Genomic DNA, 18,951 nt, shown 5'->3' with positions numbered 1-18,951 from the left:
ATATTTATCACAAAGTGATAAGTCAATTTCACAAATACAAAAGTATCTGCACCATTTACGGCGACTTTGCTCACCGTCTGCGTAGGCAGGTTGCCCTTTTAAATCTTATGATAAGAAACCTACGGTCTTAGACAGCACAACCCGTGTGCTGAACTAATAGTGTTTTATGTGGCTGAAAAAAATGTTTCAGCCACAAATCCAACTTATTATAATCCAAAATAAGATTAAATCAAGTCAAATTACAAAATTACTTATTCACACGGTGTGGTACTGGGTCAATAACGATACCAGGACCCATGGTGCTAGATAGAGTAATTTTCTTGATGTAAATGCCTTTTGAAGTGGCAGGTTTTGCACGCTTCAAGTCATTTAGTAGAGCAGTAGCGTTTTGCTCAATTTGTTCAGCGGTAAAGCCTACTTGACCGATAGAAGCATGGATAATACCAGCTTTATCAACACGATATTGAGCCTGACCTGCTTTGGTATTTTTAACAGCAGTTGCAACATCAGCGGTTACTGTGCCAACTTTTGGGTTTGGCATCAAACCACGAGGGCCTAGGATAGTACCCAACTGACCAACGATACGCATTGCATCAGGAGAAGCGATAACAACATCAAAATCCATGTTGCCAGCTTTGATGCTGTCTGCTAGGTCTTCAAAACCAACCACATCTGCACCAGCTTCTTTGGCTGCATCAGCTGCTGCACCTTGTGCAAATACAGCAACACGCTTGGTTTTACCAGTACCAGCAGGTAGATTGGTTGCACCACGAACCACTTGGTCAGATTTACGAGGGTCCACGCCCAAGTTTACTGCGATATCAATAGACTCTTTGAATTTTGCTGCTGGCAAATCATTCAAGATTGCAACCGCTTCTTCAATGGTGTATAGCTTGTTGCTGTCTACACGGTCTTTGATTAGCTTTTGACGCTTAGTTAGCTTAGCCATTATACACCCTCCACAGTGATACCCATTGAGCGAGCAGTACCAGCGATGGTGCGAACAGCCGCTTCTAGGTCAGCAGCAGTTAGGTCTGCTTGCTTGGTTTTTACGATTTCTTCAAGTTGAGCACGAGTTACTGAACCAACTTTTGCACTGTGCGGAGTGCTTGAACCTTTAGCAATACCAGCTGCTTTGCGTAGCAATACTGCCGCAGGTGGTGATTTCATGATAAAGGTAAATGACTTGTCGTTAAATACAGTGATAACAACAGGAATTGGCAAACCTGGTTCAAAGTTCGCAGAAGCTGCGTTGAACTCTTTACAGAATGCCATGATGTTTACACCTTTTTGACCCAAAGCTGGACCAATAGGTGGTGATGGGTTTGCCTTACCAGCAGGCACTTGTAGCTTGATGTAACCATCAATCTTCTTTGCCATGAGAATTTCTCCAAATGGTGGGTAATAACGCTAAATAAAATAGCTCCCCATGATACTAAAACTTAGAATAAACCATTCTAAGTTTACCAAAATTAAAATCAGCCTTGATATTGAGTCTAACAACCCCTCAAAGCTAACTTTGAATTATAACATACTTAGACTATTTTTTCAACTTTTGCAAACTCAATTTCCACATCAGTTGGACGGCTAAACACACTTACTGTCAAATAAAGCTTAGATTTTTCATAATCCACTTTTTTAACCTGACCTTTAAAGTCGGCAAATGGGCCGTCAATGATAAGCACCTCTTCACCTGGCTCAAATAACGTCTTGGGACGAGGGGCGTCAGCACCTTTATTAATACGATTTAGGATACGGTCAGCTTCTACCTGAGTGATGGGAGCTGGCTGGTCTTTGGTACCGCCAATAAATCCTGAGATGTTAGGACAGTCTTTAACAACATGCCAAGTGTCCTCACGCATCTCCATGTTAATCATCACATAACCAGGGAACAACTTATGCTCAACGGTACGTTTTTTGCCATCACGCATTTCAATGACTTCTTCGGTTGGCACAAGTACATCGCCAAAAAATTCGGTCAATTCGCTACGTTTAATACGCTCAATCAACGCACGCTGAACTTGTTTTTCATAACCTGAAAACGCTTGAATAATATACCAACGCATGATAGCTTCCTAAATTGTTACAAAGTAGAAATTATGAATACAGAACAAAACCCAAAAGATAATTAAAAAAGTTATCCAATAGCCACACAATAAACCCAACAATAATCATAACCACAATGACTTGCCAAGTGTATTTGACAGTTTCGTTTTTGGTGGGCCATGTTACACGACGAAGTTCAATGCCAGCGTCTTTTAACAAAACCTTAAAGGCACGTCCTTGATGAGTAAACGCCAAGCAAATGACCGCCAACACCACCAATCCTGCGGTAATCATCAGCTGATTAATCTCGCTGGTGGCAGGTGCCCAATAACGAGGCAAATAAGTGGAGATCAGCGTTGAGCCAATCAATGCCATGATTGCAATCAGCCAAAGCACAATGTCCACGCCAGAGCGGGTGGTAGCGACATCAACCACGTTTTCTTTGGATACCACAACAGCTTTTTTCTGATTTAGCATTTTTTCGGCGGTGGCTTTTGCGTCCGCCAGTCGATTTTCTAAATCGTTTTTGGGGTTGTTTTTATTATCGCTCATGCAAAAGATTTCCTTAAAATAAGGAATGGCTAATTAAAAAAGGGAAGTGATAGAAAAGATGGCAGGCGATGAAGGACTCGAACCCTCAACCTGCGGATTTGGAGTCCGCTGCTCTACCAATTGAGCCAATCGCCTGTAAGGTGTTAAGGACTGCTATTATATACTTAATTTTGATTTTTGCAAGTACTTTTTGCAAAATTAATAAAATTTTTGACTTTATTTTGGGTGGATTTGATGTTAAGATATTTTTATTTGGAAAAATACCATGAAAATCCTTTACTTACCCCTAATCGCTGTCGCTTTATCACTAGGTGCGTGTGCCACCACTAATCCCACCTCCAAAACCACAAGCATCATGACAACCAAAACCACCACCCTAACTAGCCCATATGGATTTGATGATACCGTTCGTCTCCTAAAAAACACCATTGAAAGCAAGGGCATGACCATCTTTGCTGTCATCGACCACAAACAAGCAGGTCAGAATGTTGGCTTATCCATGCAACCTGCCACCGTACTCGTCTATGGCAACCCCAAAGCAGGCACGCCACTCATGCAAAAAGACCCCACTTTTGCTCTAAGCCTACCCCTAAAAGTGCTCGTTACCGAAATCAACGGTCAAGTGCAAGTCATTTACACGCCTGCTGATGAACTCATCAAAGGCAGTAAAATTGAGCCTGCGGACGTAGCAAATACGCTTGCTAATGCCGAAAAGCTGATACAGGCAACGGTAAAATAATCAGTAGTCACTCAAAAAGTATGCTGATGAGATTTTCCGTTCGTCCTGAGCTTGTCAAAGGGTAGGAAAATAGTAGTGATTCGACAAGCTCGCTACGAACGATTTTCCTTTTGAACATATTTTTAAACCAAAACCCAAAATTCTAATAATTCTCATTTTAAATCAACCAATTTTGTGATATAATGGGTGGCTTATTTTTTGATAACCCTCCATGACAAACACTTTTCAAATTCATGCAACCAATGTCTGCGTTCGTATCAGCGACAAAACCCTACTCCATGACATCAATTTTACCCTTCAAACGGGCAAAGTCTATGGCTTGATTGGGCACAACGGTTCTGGCAAATCCACCCTCATCAAACTGTTGGCAGGCGAACAAAAACCCAGCACAGGCTCAATCACGCTCAACAACACACCACTGCACCAAATGAGTACCAAAACACTCGCTCGCCACATCGCTTATTTACCCCAAAAACTGCCCCTAGCTCCCACATTTACTGTCGAAGAGCTGGTCATGCTTGGTAGATACCCCTATCAAGGATTTTTGCAAAAACCCAGTCAATCTGACGCTCAAATCGTGGCTGACTGCCTAAACCAAACGCATCTGTCCCACAAAAAATCCCAAAGCGTTGCCACCCTCTCTGGCGGAGAACGTGCCAGAGCGTGGCTTGCCATGTGTCTTGCTCAGCAAAGTCAATATCTGCTCCTTGATGAGCCGTTGGCGGCACTCGATGTTTTGTATCAAGTAGAAGTGCTAAAACTGATTCGCACGCTGGCTGACACCATGAATTTGGGTGTGGTGATTATCATTCATGATTTAAATCTGGCAGTAGGGTTTTGTGATGAGTTCATTGCCCTAAAACATGGCAAAATCTGCCATACAGGTGCGGTCAATGACATCATGCAGACGGATGTTTTAGAAGACATTTTTGGCATCAAACTGCACGTGGTCAAGCACCCCATCCACGCACGAAATATGGCGGTGGTATGAAAACAATCCACCCTATATTATTGGTGCTTGGTGCGTTGTCCGTACTCCTGCTGTCATCTTGCACACAAAGCCCCACCAACCAAAGCTCCCCAAACACCCAAAACGTCAGCCCAAAAGTCATCACGCCTGACTGGAGCATTGCTCAAACTCTCATCGCCTTAGAACATCCACCCATCGCCACAGGCGACATCAACAGCTACGCTGATTGGGCAAGCACGCCTACCATTCCTCGTAACGTGGTCGATGTGGGGCTCAGATTTTCGCCCAATGCCGAGCTGTTTGCTCAGCTTGATGGTGATTTGATTATTGATAATGCTTTTTATCAACATCTACGCCCTTTGTACAAAAATATCCCCCACCAAGAAGTCTCACTCACACTGGATGAGACAGCAAACTGGGAAAATTTTGAAAGCTACACCCATCAAATTGGCAAACTCATTGGCAAACAAACACAAACAGCACAATACCTAAAACACAGCAAAACCGACATCGCTCATCACGGTGCTTTGTTTCGCCAAAAAAACCCAACCATCCACACCCTTGCCATCGTTCAGTTTGCCAACGCCCAAAACTACCGATTGTACACCAAAAATAGCCTGTTTTATGTGGCGGTCAAAGAGATGGGTTTGACACTGCACGCCCCCACGCAGGGCAACGCATGGGGTTTTGCCAACCAAAATTTGGGAGATTTGGTACAGCTACCACCCAATGTCTGTTTGGTCATCATCCGCCCATTCAGCCAAATGCTCGAACACGAACTTAACAAAAACATTCTGTGGCAAAACATGGGGTTTGGTCAAAATCGCTGTATGATGGTTTTGCCACCTGTGTGGATTTCTGGAGGCGTGCCAAGTTTGGTGAATCTTAGTCATGCCCTATCACAAGCCACCGTTATGGGGGTACGCCATGATTCATAAATCAGCAGTGCTTGGCATGCTTGGGGCATTGGTTGTCATCAGCAGTGTGGCACTCGTCAGCACGCAGTGGGCATATCCTGTACACGAACTGTTTGCCCATGACACCCCCTTGATACAACTTGCCAAACAATACGAAATCATCGCCACCATGATGGTTGCTCTGTTGGCAGGAGGCATTTTGTCCGTTGCCAGTTTGCTTTTACAACAAATCATCGGCAACACCCTAGCCTCCGACACCACCCTTGCTGTCGGTAGTGGAGCGAACATGACCATGATGCTTGTGGCGTTGTTTTTGCCAAATTTGGGGTTATATGGCAGTTTTTGGGTGGCGATGATGGGGGCACTGCTCAGCATTGGGGCGACATTTTTGCTGTCGTTGCGGTCAAATTTCAATCCAATCACGCTCATGCTCAGTGGCTTAATGATTAACATTCTTTTGTATGCGATTGCCAATCTACTGCTCATCTTTTTTTCAGAAATGAGTCTGGGCGTGATGATGTGGAGTGGTGGCATTCTTACCCAAAGCAGTCTGGATACGACATACCATCTTGGCATCATTGCCGTTGCTTCATCACTGGCTCTGATGCCACTCATCAAACCTTTGATACTCATGGGTTTGGATGATAGCACCGCCAAAAGTCTGGGCGTGTCCGTCCAAAAAATCCGCCTCATCAGCGTGATGTTGGTCGCCATCATGGTGGCAACGGTCGTCAGTCAGCTGGGCGTGCTTAGCTTTGCAGGGCTGGCTGGAGCAACGCTTGCCAACGCACTGTCCATTCATCATGTGGGACGCAGACTGGCAGTAGGCTTTGTGGCAGGTGGACTGCTTTTGTGGCTTACCAGCAACGTCTCAGCCTTGTTGTCAGCCAAATTCAGCCTCATCATTCCTGCAGGTGCGATGAGTGGTATTTTGGGTGCTCCCATCATTATTTACTTGATTTTAAAACAAAAAAATCAGCACATCAACGATGACGCCCCCATCAGTATTCCCAAAAGAAAACCCATTAACGTTTTGGCGTACTTAGCCCTCTTGGTCGTCATCACCATCATAGCTTTGACCATCACGCCACACGCTTTGGGATTTGGGTTTAATGCAGACATGGCACTCATTGGTGAATTTCGCCTATCTCGCACTTTGGGTGCGTTGTCTGTCGGTGCCATGCTCGCCATCGCAGGCACTCTACTGCAACACCTCACCCAAAATCCGATGGCAAGCCCAGAAGTGCTCGGTGTCAGCGGTGGGTCTGCGTTGGGAGTGGTTGCCTTTTTTGTCATCGGCTCATGGCTTGGTTTGGTACATTCAAACACCTTCATCATCGCAGGAGGTGTGCTTGGGGCATTGGCGGTGCTTGGGGTGATTTTGTGGCTGTCATCTCGGCTATCTCATGGACACTTACTACTTGTAGGAGTTGCCATCTCTGCACTCACCACAGGCGTCATGACGCTGTTACGCCTGAGTGGCGACCCTCGCTTACAAACCATCCTAACGTGGCTGTCTGGCAGTACTTATCATCTCAATCTGGGCACAGCGATGATGCTGTGCGTGTGTCTGATGATGTCTGTGATCATCACGCTCATGTTGTCAAAAACCGTACAGCTCATCAGTTTGGGCGATGAGGTTGCTCGTGGGCGTGGCGTGTCGGTGAGATTTTTTTATGGATTGTTACTTTTTATCATTGCCATACTGTCAGCGATTGCGACATTGGCGATGGGACCTTTGAGCTTTGTGGGGTTGGTTGTGCCACATCTTGCCATATCAATGGGGGCTACCACCTTGACCGCCCAGTTACGCCTGTCAGCACTGCTAGGGGCGATGTTACTGGTGGTGGCAGATTATGTGGGGCGTTATGTGATTTTCCCTTATGAAATACCTGCAGGCACATTATCGGCAATTGTGGGGGCGGGGTATTTTGTTTATTTGACATTACGTAAAAAATAAACAAAACCAATATATCCATCATCATTCAAAACGCCACAAAATAAATCACCGACCCAAATACCAAAAATCAAATTTTTAAAACATTATCAAATACTTAATCACAAATACATTATGGTTATGGATTTGATTGATTTGATGAAATTTATTTTGCAACAATCGTGGCTTTATATTGCTTTTTAATCACATTATATGTAGAATTAGCCACCCTATTTTTTAAGGATTCACATGCGTTATTCCACCCTTTTTATATGTATGTTTGTGGCAGGTTTGAGTGCGTTTAGCATCACTGCATTTGCCAACGACCAAACCCCTCACGTCCAGCTCGAAGCGATGGTGATTGATGTCAGTGCTGACGCCAGCCAAGCAGGTTTAGCACGCAGTTATGCAGGTGGGCAAGTGGCATCAGGTAGCCGTGTTGGCATTTTGGGCAACAAACACTACATGGACACGCCATTTTCTACCACCGCCTACACCCAGCAATTCATCAAAAACACCCAAGCCGATGGCGTAGGCGATGTCCTTAAAAAAGACCCAACCGTAACCGTTGCTCGTGGATTTGGTAACTTCCAAGAAGCCTACGTCATGCGTGGCTTTGTCACTTATTCTGACGACACCATGTACAACGGCTTGTATGGCATTTTGCCACGCCAATACACTTCAAGCGAGTTGTTTGAACGTGTGGAAATTCAGCGTGGGGCAAGCACCGCCCTAAATGGTATTTCGCCAGGTGGGGCAAACACTGGTGGCACAATTACCCTATTGCCCAAACGAGCCACCAGCCAGCCTTTGCGTGAAGTGAGCGTTGGTTATGAAGGTGATGGCAGAGCCAAAGTATCTGCTGACGTAGGGCAACGCTTTTTGGACAACAAACTGGGCGTACGCACCAACCTATCGTACACCAAAGGCGATGGTGCGATTAAAAACGAAGAAAAAGAAGTCAGCCTCATCTCGGTGGGAGCGGATTATCGTGGCGACAAATTCCGTTTGTCTGCCGATGTCGGTTATCAAGATTTGACAGACACCGCCAAACGTAGCAGTGTGGACGTCAATGCTGTTACCGCCACCCCTACCGCCCCCAACGGCAAAACCAACTGGTCTCAGACATGGGCAAACACCCAATCCAAAGATGTGTTTGGGACGGTGCGTGGCGAATATGACATTACCGACAACCTGACCGCTTATGGAGCATATGGCGTCCGTCAAGGCAAAGAAAGCAACGTATTAGGCGGTGGGTTCTTTTACGTGACAGATGGCAACACAGGCGATGGTTATTACACCCTCACCAAAAACAAACGCCAAGACGACATTCATACAGGCGAGGTTGGTTTAAAAGGCTTTTTTGAAACAGGCAACATCACTCATCGCTGGGGCATGGTCGCCAACACTTATCAAGCCAAAGAAAAAAACCATTTCATCGCTGATTATCCCTCTTCGTGGAACAACTTTGCAGGGGCAAACAACAGCAATCTACACAACCCCACCTTTGCTGACATGCCAAGCTGGTCAGCCTCAAAATGGGCAACACCCACAGGCTCTTTGGACAACCCTGCTTTGACCGCCAAAACCACCCTAAACAGTGTCGCTTTGGTAAACACATTGGGCGTGCTTGATGACAACCTCCAACTCACGTTGGGCGGTCGTTACCAAGAGATTGACAGCCAAGACGTAACTTGGAACACCTTTTACAAAGACAAAACGCTCTCACCTGTCGCTGGCATCAACTACCGTTTTGGCAACTGGTCGGCATTTGGTAATTACAGCGAAAAACTCACCGCAGGCAAACAAGTCAGCATCAACCAAAACCACCTCATGCTCAAACCCTACGTTTCCAAACAAAGCGAAATCGGTGTCAAGTATGACGATGGCAATCTTGGGGCAAGCCTCACCGCCTTCCAAATCAAAGAGCCTCGTGCCTCCCTCGCCAATGGCAGTGCCACCACCAAAGGCGATAACGTTCATCAAGGTTTGGAAGTTTTTGTCTTTGGTCGTCCTACCGACAACCTACGTCTGATGACAGGCGTGGCACTGCTAGATGCCAAACAGAAAAACACTGACGATGCTTTTGATGGCAAACAAGTCATCGGTACTGCTAAAATCCGCTCAAACATCGGCATGGAATATGACGTAAACGCCCTAGAAGGCTTGACGCTCACAGGTGATTTGTCTTACACAGGCTCACGCTACGCCAAAGCGGACAACTCCCTAAAAGTGCCTGATTATGCCCTGCTCAATCTTGGAGCAAGATACGCCACCTCAGTTGGAGCAACCCCTGTTACACTGCGTGTTGGCGTGGATAATGTTACTGACAAAAAACACTGGGCATCGGTGGGCGGTTATCCTGGACAAGGCTATTTGGTGGCAGGCGACCCACGCACCGTCAAAGCCTCTGTGAGTTTTAAATTTTAATCAAAAACACCACAAAAGGGCGAGTTGTTCGCCCTTTTTTATCAACTTTCAAATCACCTAAAGTCCAAAGTTTGCCATGACAACCAATCCAATTGCCCTGATTTTTCGCCACAACCCCAAACTACTCGCCCTGACCCTGCTATTGACTCTCATGAGCATGCTGGTCAATGTGAGCGTACTCATGTTTATCAACACGCACCTACTGAGTCAGCAACACCTTGATTGGGGAAGTTTGGTGCAGTTTTTGGGGTTGATTGGGATATTGCTCGTCATGACTTTTACTGCGCAATTTTTCATGACTTATCTGGGTCATCAGTTTGTATATCGCCTAAGAACAGATTTGGTGGGGCGAATTTTAACCACGCCTTTTGCTGATTTGGAAAAAACAGGTAGCAGTCGCCTGCTTGCCAGTCTGTCTGAGGACATTCAGACGCTCAACATCGCTTTTGTGCGTCTGCCAGAGCTTGTGTACGGCATCATCTTGGTGGGCGGTGCTGGCGTTTATTTGGCGTATTTGTCCTTGCCACTCTTTGTGGTGATTGGGCTGTGGAGCGTGGCGGTGGTTTGGGCGAGTGTGGTCTTGGTCAATCGTGTTTATCATTTTTTGGATAAATTACGACAAATCGGCGACAAACTCTACCAAAATTACCAAACCGCCATTCACGGCAAAAAGGAGCTCGATTTCAACCACGAACGTGCCTGCGATTTTTTTAACACCTTTGACACGCACGCAAGCGACTATCGCCAAACCATCATCAAAGCTGACACCTACCATTTGTCAGCGGTCAATTGGTCAAACATCATGATGTTTGCAGGGGTTGGGTTGATTTTGGTGCTCGCTGGCATTGGTGATTTGGCGGATAAATCAGTAGCAACCACCTTTGCCCTGACCATACTGTTTATACAAACACCCCTACTCAAAGCAGTGGGGGCTTACCCTGTCTACCAAACCGCCAAAGTCGCCCTCAAAAAAATCCACGAACTTCACCTTGCTACGCAAACATTCGACAAACACAAAATCCTCCGTCCTCGTGCGTGGCAAACGCTCACTTTGCACAACGTCAGTTATCAATACGACAACCAATCCTTTGCCCTACATGACATCAACTTAACACTCCATCAAGGTGAAGTGGTGTTTTTGGTGGGCGATAACGGCTCTGGCAAATCCACCCTCGCCAAGCTCATCACAGGGCTGTATCAGCCCAATTTAGGCTTCATCAAACTTGACGATACCGTCATCACCGATGACAACCGTACACAATATCAAGCTCAATTTGCGGGGATTTTTGGGGATTTTTATTTGTTTGATAAAATTTTAAGCAGTGATGAGGCGTTGGTTGATACGTGGCTTGATTTGTTGCAAATGAAGCACAAACTCATCATTGACAACCACATCATTACCAACACCGAGCTGTCCACAGGTCAAAAAAAGCGAGTGGCACTGCTCCTTGCCATCACCGATGACAAACCCATTTTGCTCTTAGATGAATGGGCTGCCGACCAAGACCCCCATTATCGCACTGTATTTTATGAACAGCTCATCCCCATCATGAAACGCATGGGCAAAACACTCATCGTCATCAGCCATGATGACAGATTTTTTGGGTGTGCTGACAGGGTTTTACAACTCAAACAAGGACGTTTGCAAGCCCTCGCCACGTCAAATCAATGAGATTTGACCCTCAGCGACCCCAAATAAATGGCAAGCATCACCAAAAACGCCCCACCCCATTGCATGGCGTTAATCGGCTTATGTAACCAAAAATAATCAATGAGTAGCGTGGCGACAGGCTCGGTTAGGAGCAAAAGCCCTGTGAGCGACAAAGCGATTTTGGGAATGCTATACGCAATCAGCCCCCATGCCATACATTGCATGACCGCCCCATAGACCAAAATCCAGCCCCATTCGGAAAGCGTGGCGGGTAGGATTTGACCTTGATTAAACATCAACATAAGTGGCAATAATGCCAACGCCCCACCCACCCCCACGAGCGTCATCATCGGAAAAATCGCCACTTCCGCCACTTCGTGCGTGCGTCTGACAAAGGACATGGACACCGCCAAAAATGCCCCCGACAAAATCCCCGAAACAAAACCCCACAAGGCGGACGAGTTGTGAGCAAACTCTGGGCTTGCGATGAATGCGACACCAATGGAGGCAAGGATTAGACTACCAATTTGCAGTTTAGATTGTCGCTCACCAAACCACACAAAGGCAATGAGTGCCAAAAAGAAAATTTGTAAACTGTTTAACAGCGTAGAAATGCCTGGCCCTACTGCATGAATGCTCTCATGCCACAACCCCAAATCCAGTCCCAACGCCCCGCCAGAGACGAGGGCGAGCACAATCGCTTTTTGTGAAGTTGGAAAAGTTTGACGACACAAAAGAGCAAGCAGGGCAAAAATCCCTGTCGAAATCAAAAGTCGCCAAAACGCCATGGCATACGCCCCCACGCCGTCCACATGAGCGACAATCAGACTGCCAAGCCCAAACAGCACACAGCCGACCACCAGCCCCACCATAGAAAATAGGTTGGTGGGATTGGCATTTTTCTTATTCATATCAACCACTCATCATCTGCCATGCTCGGCAAGTAAATTCATAAATTCGTCCTCGCTCACCACACGCACACCTAGCTCGGTTGCTTTATCGAGTTTAGAGCCTGCTTTTTCGCCTGCCAAAAGTGCGGTGGTTTTGGCAGAGACTGAGCCTGAGACTTTTGCCCCGAGTGCTTGCAAATGAGCTTTGGCTTCATCTCGTCCCATGCCCGATAGCGTGCCTGTTACCACCCAAGTTTGTCCATCAAGCGGGGCATTGCCCATCTCCTTAACCACCGTCTGCCAATGCACACCTAATGATATTAAATCATTCACAATTGCCATGTTATGTGGGTTGTTAAAAAATTCATGGATATTACAGGCGGTAATCTCACCAATGTCCACCACCTTTAAAAGCTCATCGACACTTGCCTTTTGTAAATTATCCAGCTCGCCAAAATGCTGTGCCAAGTTTAACGCCGTACTCTCCCCCACCCCACGAATGCCTAAGGCAAAGATAAAACGAGGGAGCGTGGTGGCTTTGGATTTGTCAATGGCGGATAGCATATTGGCGACTGATTTTTCGCCCAAACCTTCTAGGGTTTGTAAAACATCCACCTTATCGGATAGGCGGTAAATGTCAGCAACGGTTTTGATAAACCCTATCTCAAAAAATTTCACCAGCCACTGACTGCCCAGCCCATCCACATCCATCGCACGGCGAGAAACGAAGTGTTTTAGGGCTTCTTGGGCTTGGGCAGTACATACAAACCCCCCCGTACAGCGTGCCAATGCTTCACCCTCAGGCAACACCACAGGCGAGGCACACACAGGGCAAGTGGTGGGTAAGCTCACCGCACGCACATTGTCATCACGCAAATCCATCATCACGCCTGACACCTTAGGAATCACGTCCCCCGCCCGATGCACGCTCACGACATCACCAATCATCACACCCAAACGCCCGATTTCGCCAAAGTTGTGGAGCGTTACATTCGACACCGTAACCCCACCGACATTGACAGGGTCGAGCTTGCCAACGGGGGTAAGCTGTCCTGTCCGCCCCACTTGCCACTCCACATCGACAAGGCGAGTGGTGGCAGTGGTGGCAGGGAATTTATAAGCGGTCGCCCAACGAGGCTCACGGCTTAAAAACCCCAAGTCCTCTTGTAAGGCAAGCGAGTTTACTTTTACCACCATGCCATCAATTTCAAAAGGCAAATCATCACGCCCGCTCATGGTCGCTTGATAAAAATCATCAATCTGTGCCAAATTTGCCACCACTTTAAAGGGCGACACCTCAAAGCCTTGATTTTGTAAAAATGCCATTGCCCCACTTTGGGTGGTAATGTCGCTAGGCAACCCTTGATTGACTGAATAGCCATAAAACGCAAGGGGGCGAGCTTTGGCGATGTTGGGGTTTAATTGGCGTAAACTGCCTGCGGCGGCGTTACGAGGATTGGCAAAGGTTTTCTCGCCTTTGGCTTGGCTGTCTGCATTTAGTTTGGCAAAGCCCGCCTTTGGCATTAATACCTCGCCACGCACTTCTAGAAGCGGTATATCTTGGCAATCACTTAGCACGAGTGGCAAATTGCGAATCGTTCGCACGTTGTGCGTGATGTCCTCGCCCACTTTGCCATCGCCACGAGTAACCGCTTGGGTAAAGACACCGTTCACATATTTTAAAGACACCGCCAAGCCGTCCAGTTTAAGCTCCATTTCAAATTCAGGATTTTTACTTTTGTCGTCCAAACGGTCATTGACACGGCGAACAAAATTGGCGATGTCGTCTTTATCAAAGACATTACCGAGTGAGAGCATGGGAATGTCATGGGTAATTTGGGTAAAAAATGGCAACGGCTCGCCCCCCACGCTGTCAGTTGGGCTATCAGGCTGTTTTAGGTGGGGAAAATCGCTTTCTAGCTCAACAAGTTTAGCACGCAAACTGTCATACTCGCCATCGCTGATGGTGGGGTTATCCAGCACATAATAGGCGTGGTTGTGTTTTTTGAGGGCGTTTATTAACACACGCATTTGGGCGATGATGGCTTCATTGGTGGTAGCAAATAAATCATTCATGACAATAAATTTAAGTAGTGGGTTTAACGTTAAAAAACCGCCTTAAATGAAAGACGGTTTTAAAAAAAGTCTATCAATCAGCGATAATCTGACACTCTGGCACGTAGTTTTGCCAAATATGCCCCATCAAGCAGATAGCCCTCCTCATCATGCACATCTGCACTGATGTCTTTGGCAATCATCTGAGCAACTGACACCATACTATCAAAACCTCGCAGGGCATGAGGATGCGGAAGCGACAAAAAGAGTGATAAGCCTGTAAAATGAGCATCTGGCAGAGTATTTAAATCAAACGCCTCTACACCCTCGTGAGTTACCCCCAGCATACTAAACCACAAATGCCCTGCACCGTCTTCACGCTCGTAGCGATGATACATATTCATTACACCGTATTTAAGTCCGTAGGCACGTACGATGTCAAGCACGGTCTTGCCAGATAGTCCATTATATTGGTCTTTTGGTGTGATCACCACCGTTACCGTCTCTTGGGCGTTTAGTAGCGGGTCGTTGTTTTGGTCAAAGACTTGTTGTTGTTCCAAATGACGGTCTAGCACAGGCGAGTTTTGGGTGAAATCATTAGACGGTACAGTAAAACGCTCTCTTTTGGCGGTTTCGTCTTTTTTGAATAAGTCATCCTTAAAGATGTCATCAGTAATATCGCTACCTGCCTCGTCATCTTGAATGCTGGTCGTCTCGGTTGGGTTTTGGCTGGCTACCATCGCAAGACTAGATAGAGCGTCTGCTTTTGTCTCTTCGGTAGGCTTTTCTGATTCTGGTTCGGTTGCTACGCTATTTTCTAGGGTTGCTGACTCACGCTCATCTCTTGGCAAAATCGGCAAATCGTCCTTGTACGCTAGCGTCTTCTCGTCGCCACCAAATTCTTTACTGCGAAGTGCCTGAACCATCAGCACGATACCAACAATCACTGCAAGTAAAAGAATGATACTAAAAAATGTGGTCATAAGCCAAAATCCCAAACATTATCGTATAAAATTTTGATAGTTTACCATGCTTCATTTGTTTCGTCATTAACTTTGCGACATTTGGTAAAAATTTTTCGGTTAATATCTTACAAATACCGCCCCACAATCTGCCTCATCATCTCAATGTGCAAATCATCTGTGTTGAGTGCAGGGATATATTCGTAGGATTTACCTCCCGCATTGATGAAGTTATCACGGTTCTCGACCGCCAGCTCTTCTAACGTTTCTAAGCAATCGGCACTGAATGCAGGGCTGAGCACTTGCACGGACACGCCCTGAGCCCCCCATTCACCCAACAGCTCATCGGTATAGGGTTTGAGCCACTCCTGAGCCCCAAAGCGAGACTGAAAACTTACCGCCCACTCGTTCGCCCCAAGCCCAAGCTCACTTGCCACCAGTACGGCAGTTTTACGGCATTGCTCGGCATAGGGGTCGCCTTTGTCAGCATAGGGCTTGGGAATGCCATGAAAACTCATGAGCAGTCGGTCGGCTCGTCCATGCTCCGCCCAATGCTTTTTAATGCTCTCCACCAACGCCTGTATGTACAATGGGTGGTCATGGTACTCACGAGTAAACTGTATGGCAGGCATGTTGCGTTCACGCATGCAATACTCTGCCACTTTATCAAATACCGCCCCTGTGGTCGTGGCAGAATACTGTGGGTACAATGAAAACACGATCAAATCATCATAACCTTTGTCGTGTAACTCTTTCATCACATCTTTGATGTTAGGGTTGCCGTAGGTGGTGGCAGGAAATACAGGGATATTTTTACCATCATTGGCAAGGGCGGTTTGGAGTAAACTCGCCTGCTTTTTTAAAATCGCCAAAAGGGGCGACCCCTCATCCGTCCACACGCTCTCATAGGCGTGGGCAACCCGTTTGGGGCGAGTAGTTAGCACAAATAAATTGAGAATGATTTGCCAGATAAAAGGGGGAATCTCAATCACTCGAGTATCGGACAAAAACTCACGCAAATAACGGCGAACCCCCGTTTGCGTGGGTTCATCAGGCGTACCTAAATTGACAAGGAGAATGGCGGTTTTCATGAATATTTATCATTTAAAATTTGCCTTAGTGTAGCATTTTTTGGCGATGTCCGCCCAATTATTTTTTGAAATTTTATCTTTTAAAAGACCAACCAGCACCATCAATCATGGGAATGACCACCCCATTTGGCTTCGTAGTCTGCTTTTTGTTGGCGATAAATCTCAAACACGCACAACTCCTCACAGCCATTATGACAGCACTCGATGTCCTCTGGTGGCTCTGGTGGTGGCGGTATTTCGGTATTTTGGTCGTCTGCCATGATGATACTCAACTAAATATGATAAAATTTTCAGACTGTGTTATTATAATCGTGTTTTATTCATCTTGGCAATATTTATCATGACAACACAAATCGCCCTAACCCAAGCCTTGCAAACGCTAAACCCCACCCATCTTAGCCTTGATAACGAAAGCCACATGCACGCAGGGTATTTTGAAGGCAAAGAAAGTCATTTTAAGCTGGTTATCGTCAGTTCAGAGTTTGTAGGTAAGCGTCTTGCCAGCCGTCATCAGCTGGTTTATGGGGCGGTTGCCCCTTATTTGACACATGGCGGTGGCACGGTTCATGCACTTGCTATCCATGCTTATACGCCTGATGAATGGGCGGATTTGACCGTTGCTCCTGACAGTCCACGCTGTGCAGGGCAAAATAAAAACTAATTTCACTTTTAAAAATTTTATCCCATCAATAGGACCATATCATGAAAAAAATTATCCTTACCCTAACTGCCACCACCGCCATACTAACAGGCTGTGCCACCACCAGTATTGCACCCCAATACATCAACCCTGCCAACTACCAAAGCTATGACTGCTCCACCCTACAAAGCGAAGTGACTCGTATCAGCAATGTCGCCAAATCCACCGAAAAACAAAACATCGGATTGTCCAGCACGGGCGTTGGTATCGGTATCGTGGGTGGTCGTGGCGGTATTTATCCCTCTATTAGCTTGGGGGCAGGTCTAGGTAACGGCAACGCCAGACAAGCTAAAACCAACACACTTGCCAAGCTCTACGGCGAACACGATGCGATGGTCATTGCTGGTCGTCAAAAGGGCTGTACATTCGCCCAAAACATCAAAATCTATGGCGAACAGTAATTGATAAATGGGTATCGCAAAGATACCCTTTTTAATACCCATCATCAACCCCCAAATCCCATTTTAAAATCCCCAAAAATTTGCTATCATAGGCAGATTTTATACGACAAATTTTCATCATTTTATGGCAATCACACACCCACAATTTAACCCTGTCGCCCTTGATTTGGGCTTTTTGCAAGTACATTGGTATGGACTGATGTACTTGCTTGCTTTTTTATCCGCTTATCTACTGGCAACTTTTTGGGGCAAAAAGCGGGGCGACTTTACGGGCGAGGCGGTCTCGGATTTGATATTTTTTGGGGCAATGGGCGTGATTTTGGGTGGTCGCATTGGCTATGTGATTTTGTATAATTTTAGTGAATTTTTAGCCAATCCCGCCTATCTGTTCAAGGTCTGGGAGGGAGGCATGAGCTTTCACGGAGGCTTTATGGGCGTGGTCGTTGCCATGTTCTTTTTTGCCAAAAAATACAAAAAATCACCCTTTACCGTGCTGGACTTTGTCGCCCCTTGCGTGCCGTTAGGCTTGCTGTTTGGGCGGATTGGTAACTTTATTAACGGCGAGCTGTGGGGGCGTGTCTCGCACGGCGATTATGCACACCTTATGTACTTTCCACAAGCGGTGTCTGCCGACCACGACCTCATCAATGCCGACCAAAGCCTACACGCCATTGCACACCAAATGGGCGAATACTACCTACTGCCACGCCACCCAAGCCAGCTTTATCAGGCATTTAGTGAAGGCGTGCTACTGTTTATCTTGCTTTGGTGGTTTAGTAGCAAGCCTCGCCCTCGCTATGCCGTGTCTGCTCTGTTTTTGCTGGGTTATGGGTGTAGCCGTTTTACCACCGAGTTTTTCCGTCAGCCCGATGTGGGCTATGAACTCATCTTTGGCTGGATGAGTAAGGGGCAACTGTATAGTCTGCCGATGATTATCGCAGGGGTGATTTTGTTGGTGCTGGCTTATAAAAAGAATATTTACGACTGGCAGAAAGCCTAAATAAAGCACGGTTACAACAATGTGAAAAAATCAAATGGATACATTTAATTTTGACGGCAAAACTTTTGAATTTCCCATTGCCGTCTATGCCACGCCCCATTCGGAAAAAGCCCTATTACTAACCGCCATACTCATAAACCTTATCGGCTTTGGTGTGGCGGTGGGGTTTGCCATAATTACTCAAAACGCATGGACATTGGCGATATATGCCATATTTGCACTATTGATAACGTCGGCATTATTATCCGCAAAAAAGCCTGCCATGATATTACACGCCGACAAGGTGGTCATAACAAGACCCACGCCACGCCATATCGCTTGGCAGGACTTGCATTTTTTGGAACAGACAATAATAAACCAAAACGGCAAGCAGTCTTTATTGTATTTTTATACCCTTGATAACAATGATAAAGATAAGGAAAAACTGCTTGTTTATCTTAATCCAAAAAATGCGTATTTTGGCAATCAAAAACATCATTTTGACCAACAAAAAAACCTTAGCATTTTTTAATAAGATTAAATTGGGAAATATGACATGAATACATTTACCTTTGATGGCAAAACTTTTGAATTTCCAATTGGGGTTTATGTTTATTTTGGGCGTATCGGTC

General features: G+C 46.2%; 19 protein-coding genes and 1 tRNA gene. 10 read left to right on the top strand and 10 right to left on the bottom strand.

The genetic code is table 11. The features are described 5' to 3' along the window. Window positions 1-247 precede the first annotated feature (247 nt). The 5 genes from rplA to Q4B79_RS04640 form a co-directional block, all read right to left on the bottom strand. Complete coding sequence (gene rplA, locus Q4B79_RS04660; protein ID WP_303085267.1) at window positions 248-949, bottom strand: 50S ribosomal protein L1; 702 nt, start codon at window positions 947-949, stop codon at window positions 248-250. Then, window positions 949-1,380 carry a 50S ribosomal protein L11 gene (rplK, locus tag Q4B79_RS04655; protein ID WP_263075707.1) on the bottom strand — a complete coding sequence of 144 codons (432 nt, stop codon included), beginning with the start codon at window positions 1,378-1,380 and terminating at the stop codon, window positions 949-951. The genes rplA and rplK overlap by 1 nt, the downstream gene beginning before the upstream one ends. 155 nt (window positions 1,381-1,535) lie before the next feature. Then, window positions 1,536-2,069, bottom strand: a complete 534-nt coding sequence (nusG, locus tag Q4B79_RS04650) for a transcription termination/antitermination protein NusG (RefSeq protein WP_303085325.1) — start codon at window positions 2,067-2,069, stop codon at window positions 1,536-1,538. A gap of 28 nt (window positions 2,070-2,097) precedes the next feature. Continuing rightward, window positions 2,098-2,598 carry a preprotein translocase subunit SecE gene (gene secE, locus Q4B79_RS04645; protein ID WP_303085266.1) on the bottom strand — a complete coding sequence of 167 codons (501 nt, stop codon included), beginning with the start codon at window positions 2,596-2,598 and terminating at the stop codon, window positions 2,098-2,100. 59 nt (window positions 2,599-2,657) lie between these two features. Beyond that, window positions 2,658-2,733 (bottom strand) — tRNA-Trp (locus Q4B79_RS04640). A 130-nt stretch (window positions 2,734-2,863) separates the two neighbouring features. On the opposite strand from Q4B79_RS04640, the gene Q4B79_RS04635 reads away from it, so the two are divergent. The 6 genes from Q4B79_RS04635 (at window position 2,864) to Q4B79_RS04610 (ending at window position 11,262) form a co-directional block, all read left to right on the top strand. Next, on the top strand, window positions 2,864-3,337 hold the full coding sequence (locus Q4B79_RS04635; RefSeq protein ID WP_303085265.1) for a DUF302 domain-containing protein: 474 nt from the start codon (window positions 2,864-2,866) through the stop codon (window positions 3,335-3,337). A gap of 211 nt (window positions 3,338-3,548) precedes the next feature. Beyond that, window positions 3,549-4,328, top strand: coding sequence for an ABC transporter ATP-binding protein (locus Q4B79_RS04630; protein ID WP_303085264.1), 780 nt, complete (start codon window positions 3,549-3,551; stop codon window positions 4,326-4,328). Then, the gene (locus Q4B79_RS04625; RefSeq protein ID WP_303085263.1) at window positions 4,325-5,245 is read left to right on the top strand and encodes an ABC transporter substrate-binding protein; all 921 of its coding nucleotides are present in this window, start codon (window positions 4,325-4,327) and stop codon (window positions 5,243-5,245) included. The genes Q4B79_RS04630 and Q4B79_RS04625 overlap by 4 nt, the downstream gene beginning before the upstream one ends. After that, on the top strand, window positions 5,235-7,184 hold the full coding sequence (locus Q4B79_RS04620; protein WP_303085262.1) for an iron ABC transporter permease: 1,950 nt from the start codon (window positions 5,235-5,237) through the stop codon (window positions 7,182-7,184). Before Q4B79_RS04625 ends, Q4B79_RS04620 begins: the two co-directional genes overlap by 11 nt. Window positions 7,185-7,409: 225 nt before the next feature. After that, complete coding sequence (locus Q4B79_RS04615; RefSeq protein WP_303085261.1) at window positions 7,410-9,590, top strand: TonB-dependent siderophore receptor; 2,181 nt, start codon at window positions 7,410-7,412, stop codon at window positions 9,588-9,590. 76 nt (window positions 9,591-9,666) lie between these two features. Then, on the top strand, window positions 9,667-11,262 hold the full coding sequence (locus Q4B79_RS04610; protein WP_303085260.1) for a multidrug ABC transporter permease/ATP-binding protein: 1,596 nt from the start codon (window positions 9,667-9,669) through the stop codon (window positions 11,260-11,262). Here Q4B79_RS04610 and Q4B79_RS04605 read toward each other — a convergent pair. The 5 genes from Q4B79_RS04605 to Q4B79_RS04585 all read right to left on the bottom strand — a co-directional run bounded on the left by Q4B79_RS04605 (window position 11,256) and on the right by Q4B79_RS04585 (window position 16,499). Next, a complete protein-coding gene (locus tag Q4B79_RS04605; protein WP_303085259.1) occupies window positions 11,256-12,152 on the bottom strand; it encodes a DMT family transporter in 897 nt (298 codons plus the stop codon). The two genes, Q4B79_RS04610 and Q4B79_RS04605, sit on opposite strands and share 7 nt — an antisense overlap. A 12-nt stretch (window positions 12,153-12,164) precedes the next feature. Then, window positions 12,165-14,207 carry an NAD-dependent DNA ligase LigA gene (gene ligA, locus Q4B79_RS04600; RefSeq protein ID WP_303085258.1) on the bottom strand — a complete coding sequence of 681 codons (2,043 nt, stop codon included), beginning with the start codon at window positions 14,205-14,207 and terminating at the stop codon, window positions 12,165-12,167. A 77-nt stretch (window positions 14,208-14,284) separates the two neighbouring features. Further along, window positions 14,285-15,169 carry a cell division protein ZipA C-terminal FtsZ-binding domain-containing protein gene (locus Q4B79_RS04595; protein WP_303085257.1) on the bottom strand — a complete coding sequence of 295 codons (885 nt, stop codon included), beginning with the start codon at window positions 15,167-15,169 and terminating at the stop codon, window positions 14,285-14,287. 107 nt (window positions 15,170-15,276) lie between these two features. Then, a complete protein-coding gene (gene hemH / locus Q4B79_RS04590; RefSeq protein WP_303085256.1) occupies window positions 15,277-16,239 on the bottom strand; it encodes a ferrochelatase in 963 nt (320 codons plus the stop codon). Between the two features lie 101 nt (window positions 16,240-16,340). Continuing rightward, window positions 16,341-16,499, bottom strand: coding sequence for an oxidoreductase-like domain-containing protein (locus Q4B79_RS04585; protein ID WP_303085255.1), 159 nt, complete (start codon window positions 16,497-16,499; stop codon window positions 16,341-16,343). Between the two features lie 80 nt (window positions 16,500-16,579). On the opposite strand from Q4B79_RS04585, the gene Q4B79_RS04580 reads away from it, so the two are divergent. The 4 genes from Q4B79_RS04580 (at window position 16,580) to Q4B79_RS04565 (ending at window position 18,851) form a co-directional block, all read left to right on the top strand. Further along, window positions 16,580-16,900, top strand: a complete 321-nt coding sequence (locus tag Q4B79_RS04580) for a BolA family transcriptional regulator (RefSeq protein ID WP_303085254.1) — start codon at window positions 16,580-16,582, stop codon at window positions 16,898-16,900. A 41-nt stretch (window positions 16,901-16,941) separates the two neighbouring features. Continuing rightward, a complete protein-coding gene (locus Q4B79_RS04575) occupies window positions 16,942-17,340 on the top strand; it encodes a hypothetical protein (RefSeq protein ID WP_303085253.1) in 399 nt (132 codons plus the stop codon). Window positions 17,341-17,464: 124 nt separating this feature from the next. Continuing rightward, on the top strand, window positions 17,465-18,340 hold the full coding sequence (lgt, locus tag Q4B79_RS04570; RefSeq protein WP_303085252.1) for a prolipoprotein diacylglyceryl transferase: 876 nt from the start codon (window positions 17,465-17,467) through the stop codon (window positions 18,338-18,340). Window positions 18,341-18,374: 34 nt separating this feature from the next. Next, a complete protein-coding gene (locus Q4B79_RS04565; protein ID WP_303085251.1) occupies window positions 18,375-18,851 on the top strand; it encodes a hypothetical protein in 477 nt (158 codons plus the stop codon). Window positions 18,852-18,951 lie beyond the last annotated feature (100 nt).

It is taken from the genome of Moraxella sp., from assembly GCF_030525845.1.
GTDB lineage: Bacteria > Pseudomonadota > Gammaproteobacteria > Pseudomonadales > Moraxellaceae > Moraxella.
The sequence above is the reverse complement of the archived record's forward strand: the minus strand, read 5'-3'. Positions and strand labels throughout refer to the sequence as shown.

Coding starts and splice junctions, on each gene's coding strand:
- rplA (WP_303085267.1), bottom strand. CDS start 949: ATGGCTAAGCTAACTAAGCGTCAAAAGCTAATCAAAGACCGTGTAGAC.
- rplK (WP_263075707.1), bottom strand. CDS start 1,380: ATGGCAAAGAAGATTGATGGTTACATCAAGCTACAAGTGCCTGCTGGT.
- secE (WP_303085266.1), bottom strand. CDS start 2,598: ATGAGCGATAATAAAAACAACCCCAAAAACGATTTAGAAAATCGACTG.
- Q4B79_RS04635 (WP_303085265.1), top strand. CDS start 2,864: ATGAAAATCCTTTACTTACCCCTAATCGCTGTCGCTTTATCACTAGGT.
- Q4B79_RS04630 (WP_303085264.1), top strand. CDS start 3,549: ATGACAAACACTTTTCAAATTCATGCAACCAATGTCTGCGTTCGTATC.
- Q4B79_RS04625 (WP_303085263.1), top strand. CDS start 4,325: ATGAAAACAATCCACCCTATATTATTGGTGCTTGGTGCGTTGTCCGTA.
- Q4B79_RS04620 (WP_303085262.1), top strand. CDS start 5,235: ATGATTCATAAATCAGCAGTGCTTGGCATGCTTGGGGCATTGGTTGTC.
- Q4B79_RS04615 (WP_303085261.1), top strand. CDS start 7,410: ATGCGTTATTCCACCCTTTTTATATGTATGTTTGTGGCAGGTTTGAGT.
- Q4B79_RS04610 (WP_303085260.1), top strand. CDS start 9,667: ATGACAACCAATCCAATTGCCCTGATTTTTCGCCACAACCCCAAACTA.
- Q4B79_RS04605 (WP_303085259.1), bottom strand. CDS start 12,152: ATGAATAAGAAAAATGCCAATCCCACCAACCTATTTTCTATGGTGGGG.
- ligA (WP_303085258.1), bottom strand. CDS start 14,207: ATGAATGATTTATTTGCTACCACCAATGAAGCCATCATCGCCCAAATG.
- Q4B79_RS04595 (WP_303085257.1), bottom strand. CDS start 15,169: ATGACCACATTTTTTAGTATCATTCTTTTACTTGCAGTGATTGTTGGT.
- hemH (WP_303085256.1), bottom strand. CDS start 16,239: ATGAAAACCGCCATTCTCCTTGTCAATTTAGGTACGCCTGATGAACCC.
- Q4B79_RS04585 (WP_303085255.1), bottom strand. CDS start 16,499: ATGGCAGACGACCAAAATACCGAAATACCGCCACCACCAGAGCCACCA.
- Q4B79_RS04580 (WP_303085254.1), top strand. CDS start 16,580: ATGACAACACAAATCGCCCTAACCCAAGCCTTGCAAACGCTAAACCCC.
- Q4B79_RS04575 (WP_303085253.1), top strand. CDS start 16,942: ATGAAAAAAATTATCCTTACCCTAACTGCCACCACCGCCATACTAACA.
- lgt (WP_303085252.1), top strand. CDS start 17,465: ATGGCAATCACACACCCACAATTTAACCCTGTCGCCCTTGATTTGGGC.
- Q4B79_RS04565 (WP_303085251.1), top strand. CDS start 18,375: ATGGATACATTTAATTTTGACGGCAAAACTTTTGAATTTCCCATTGCC.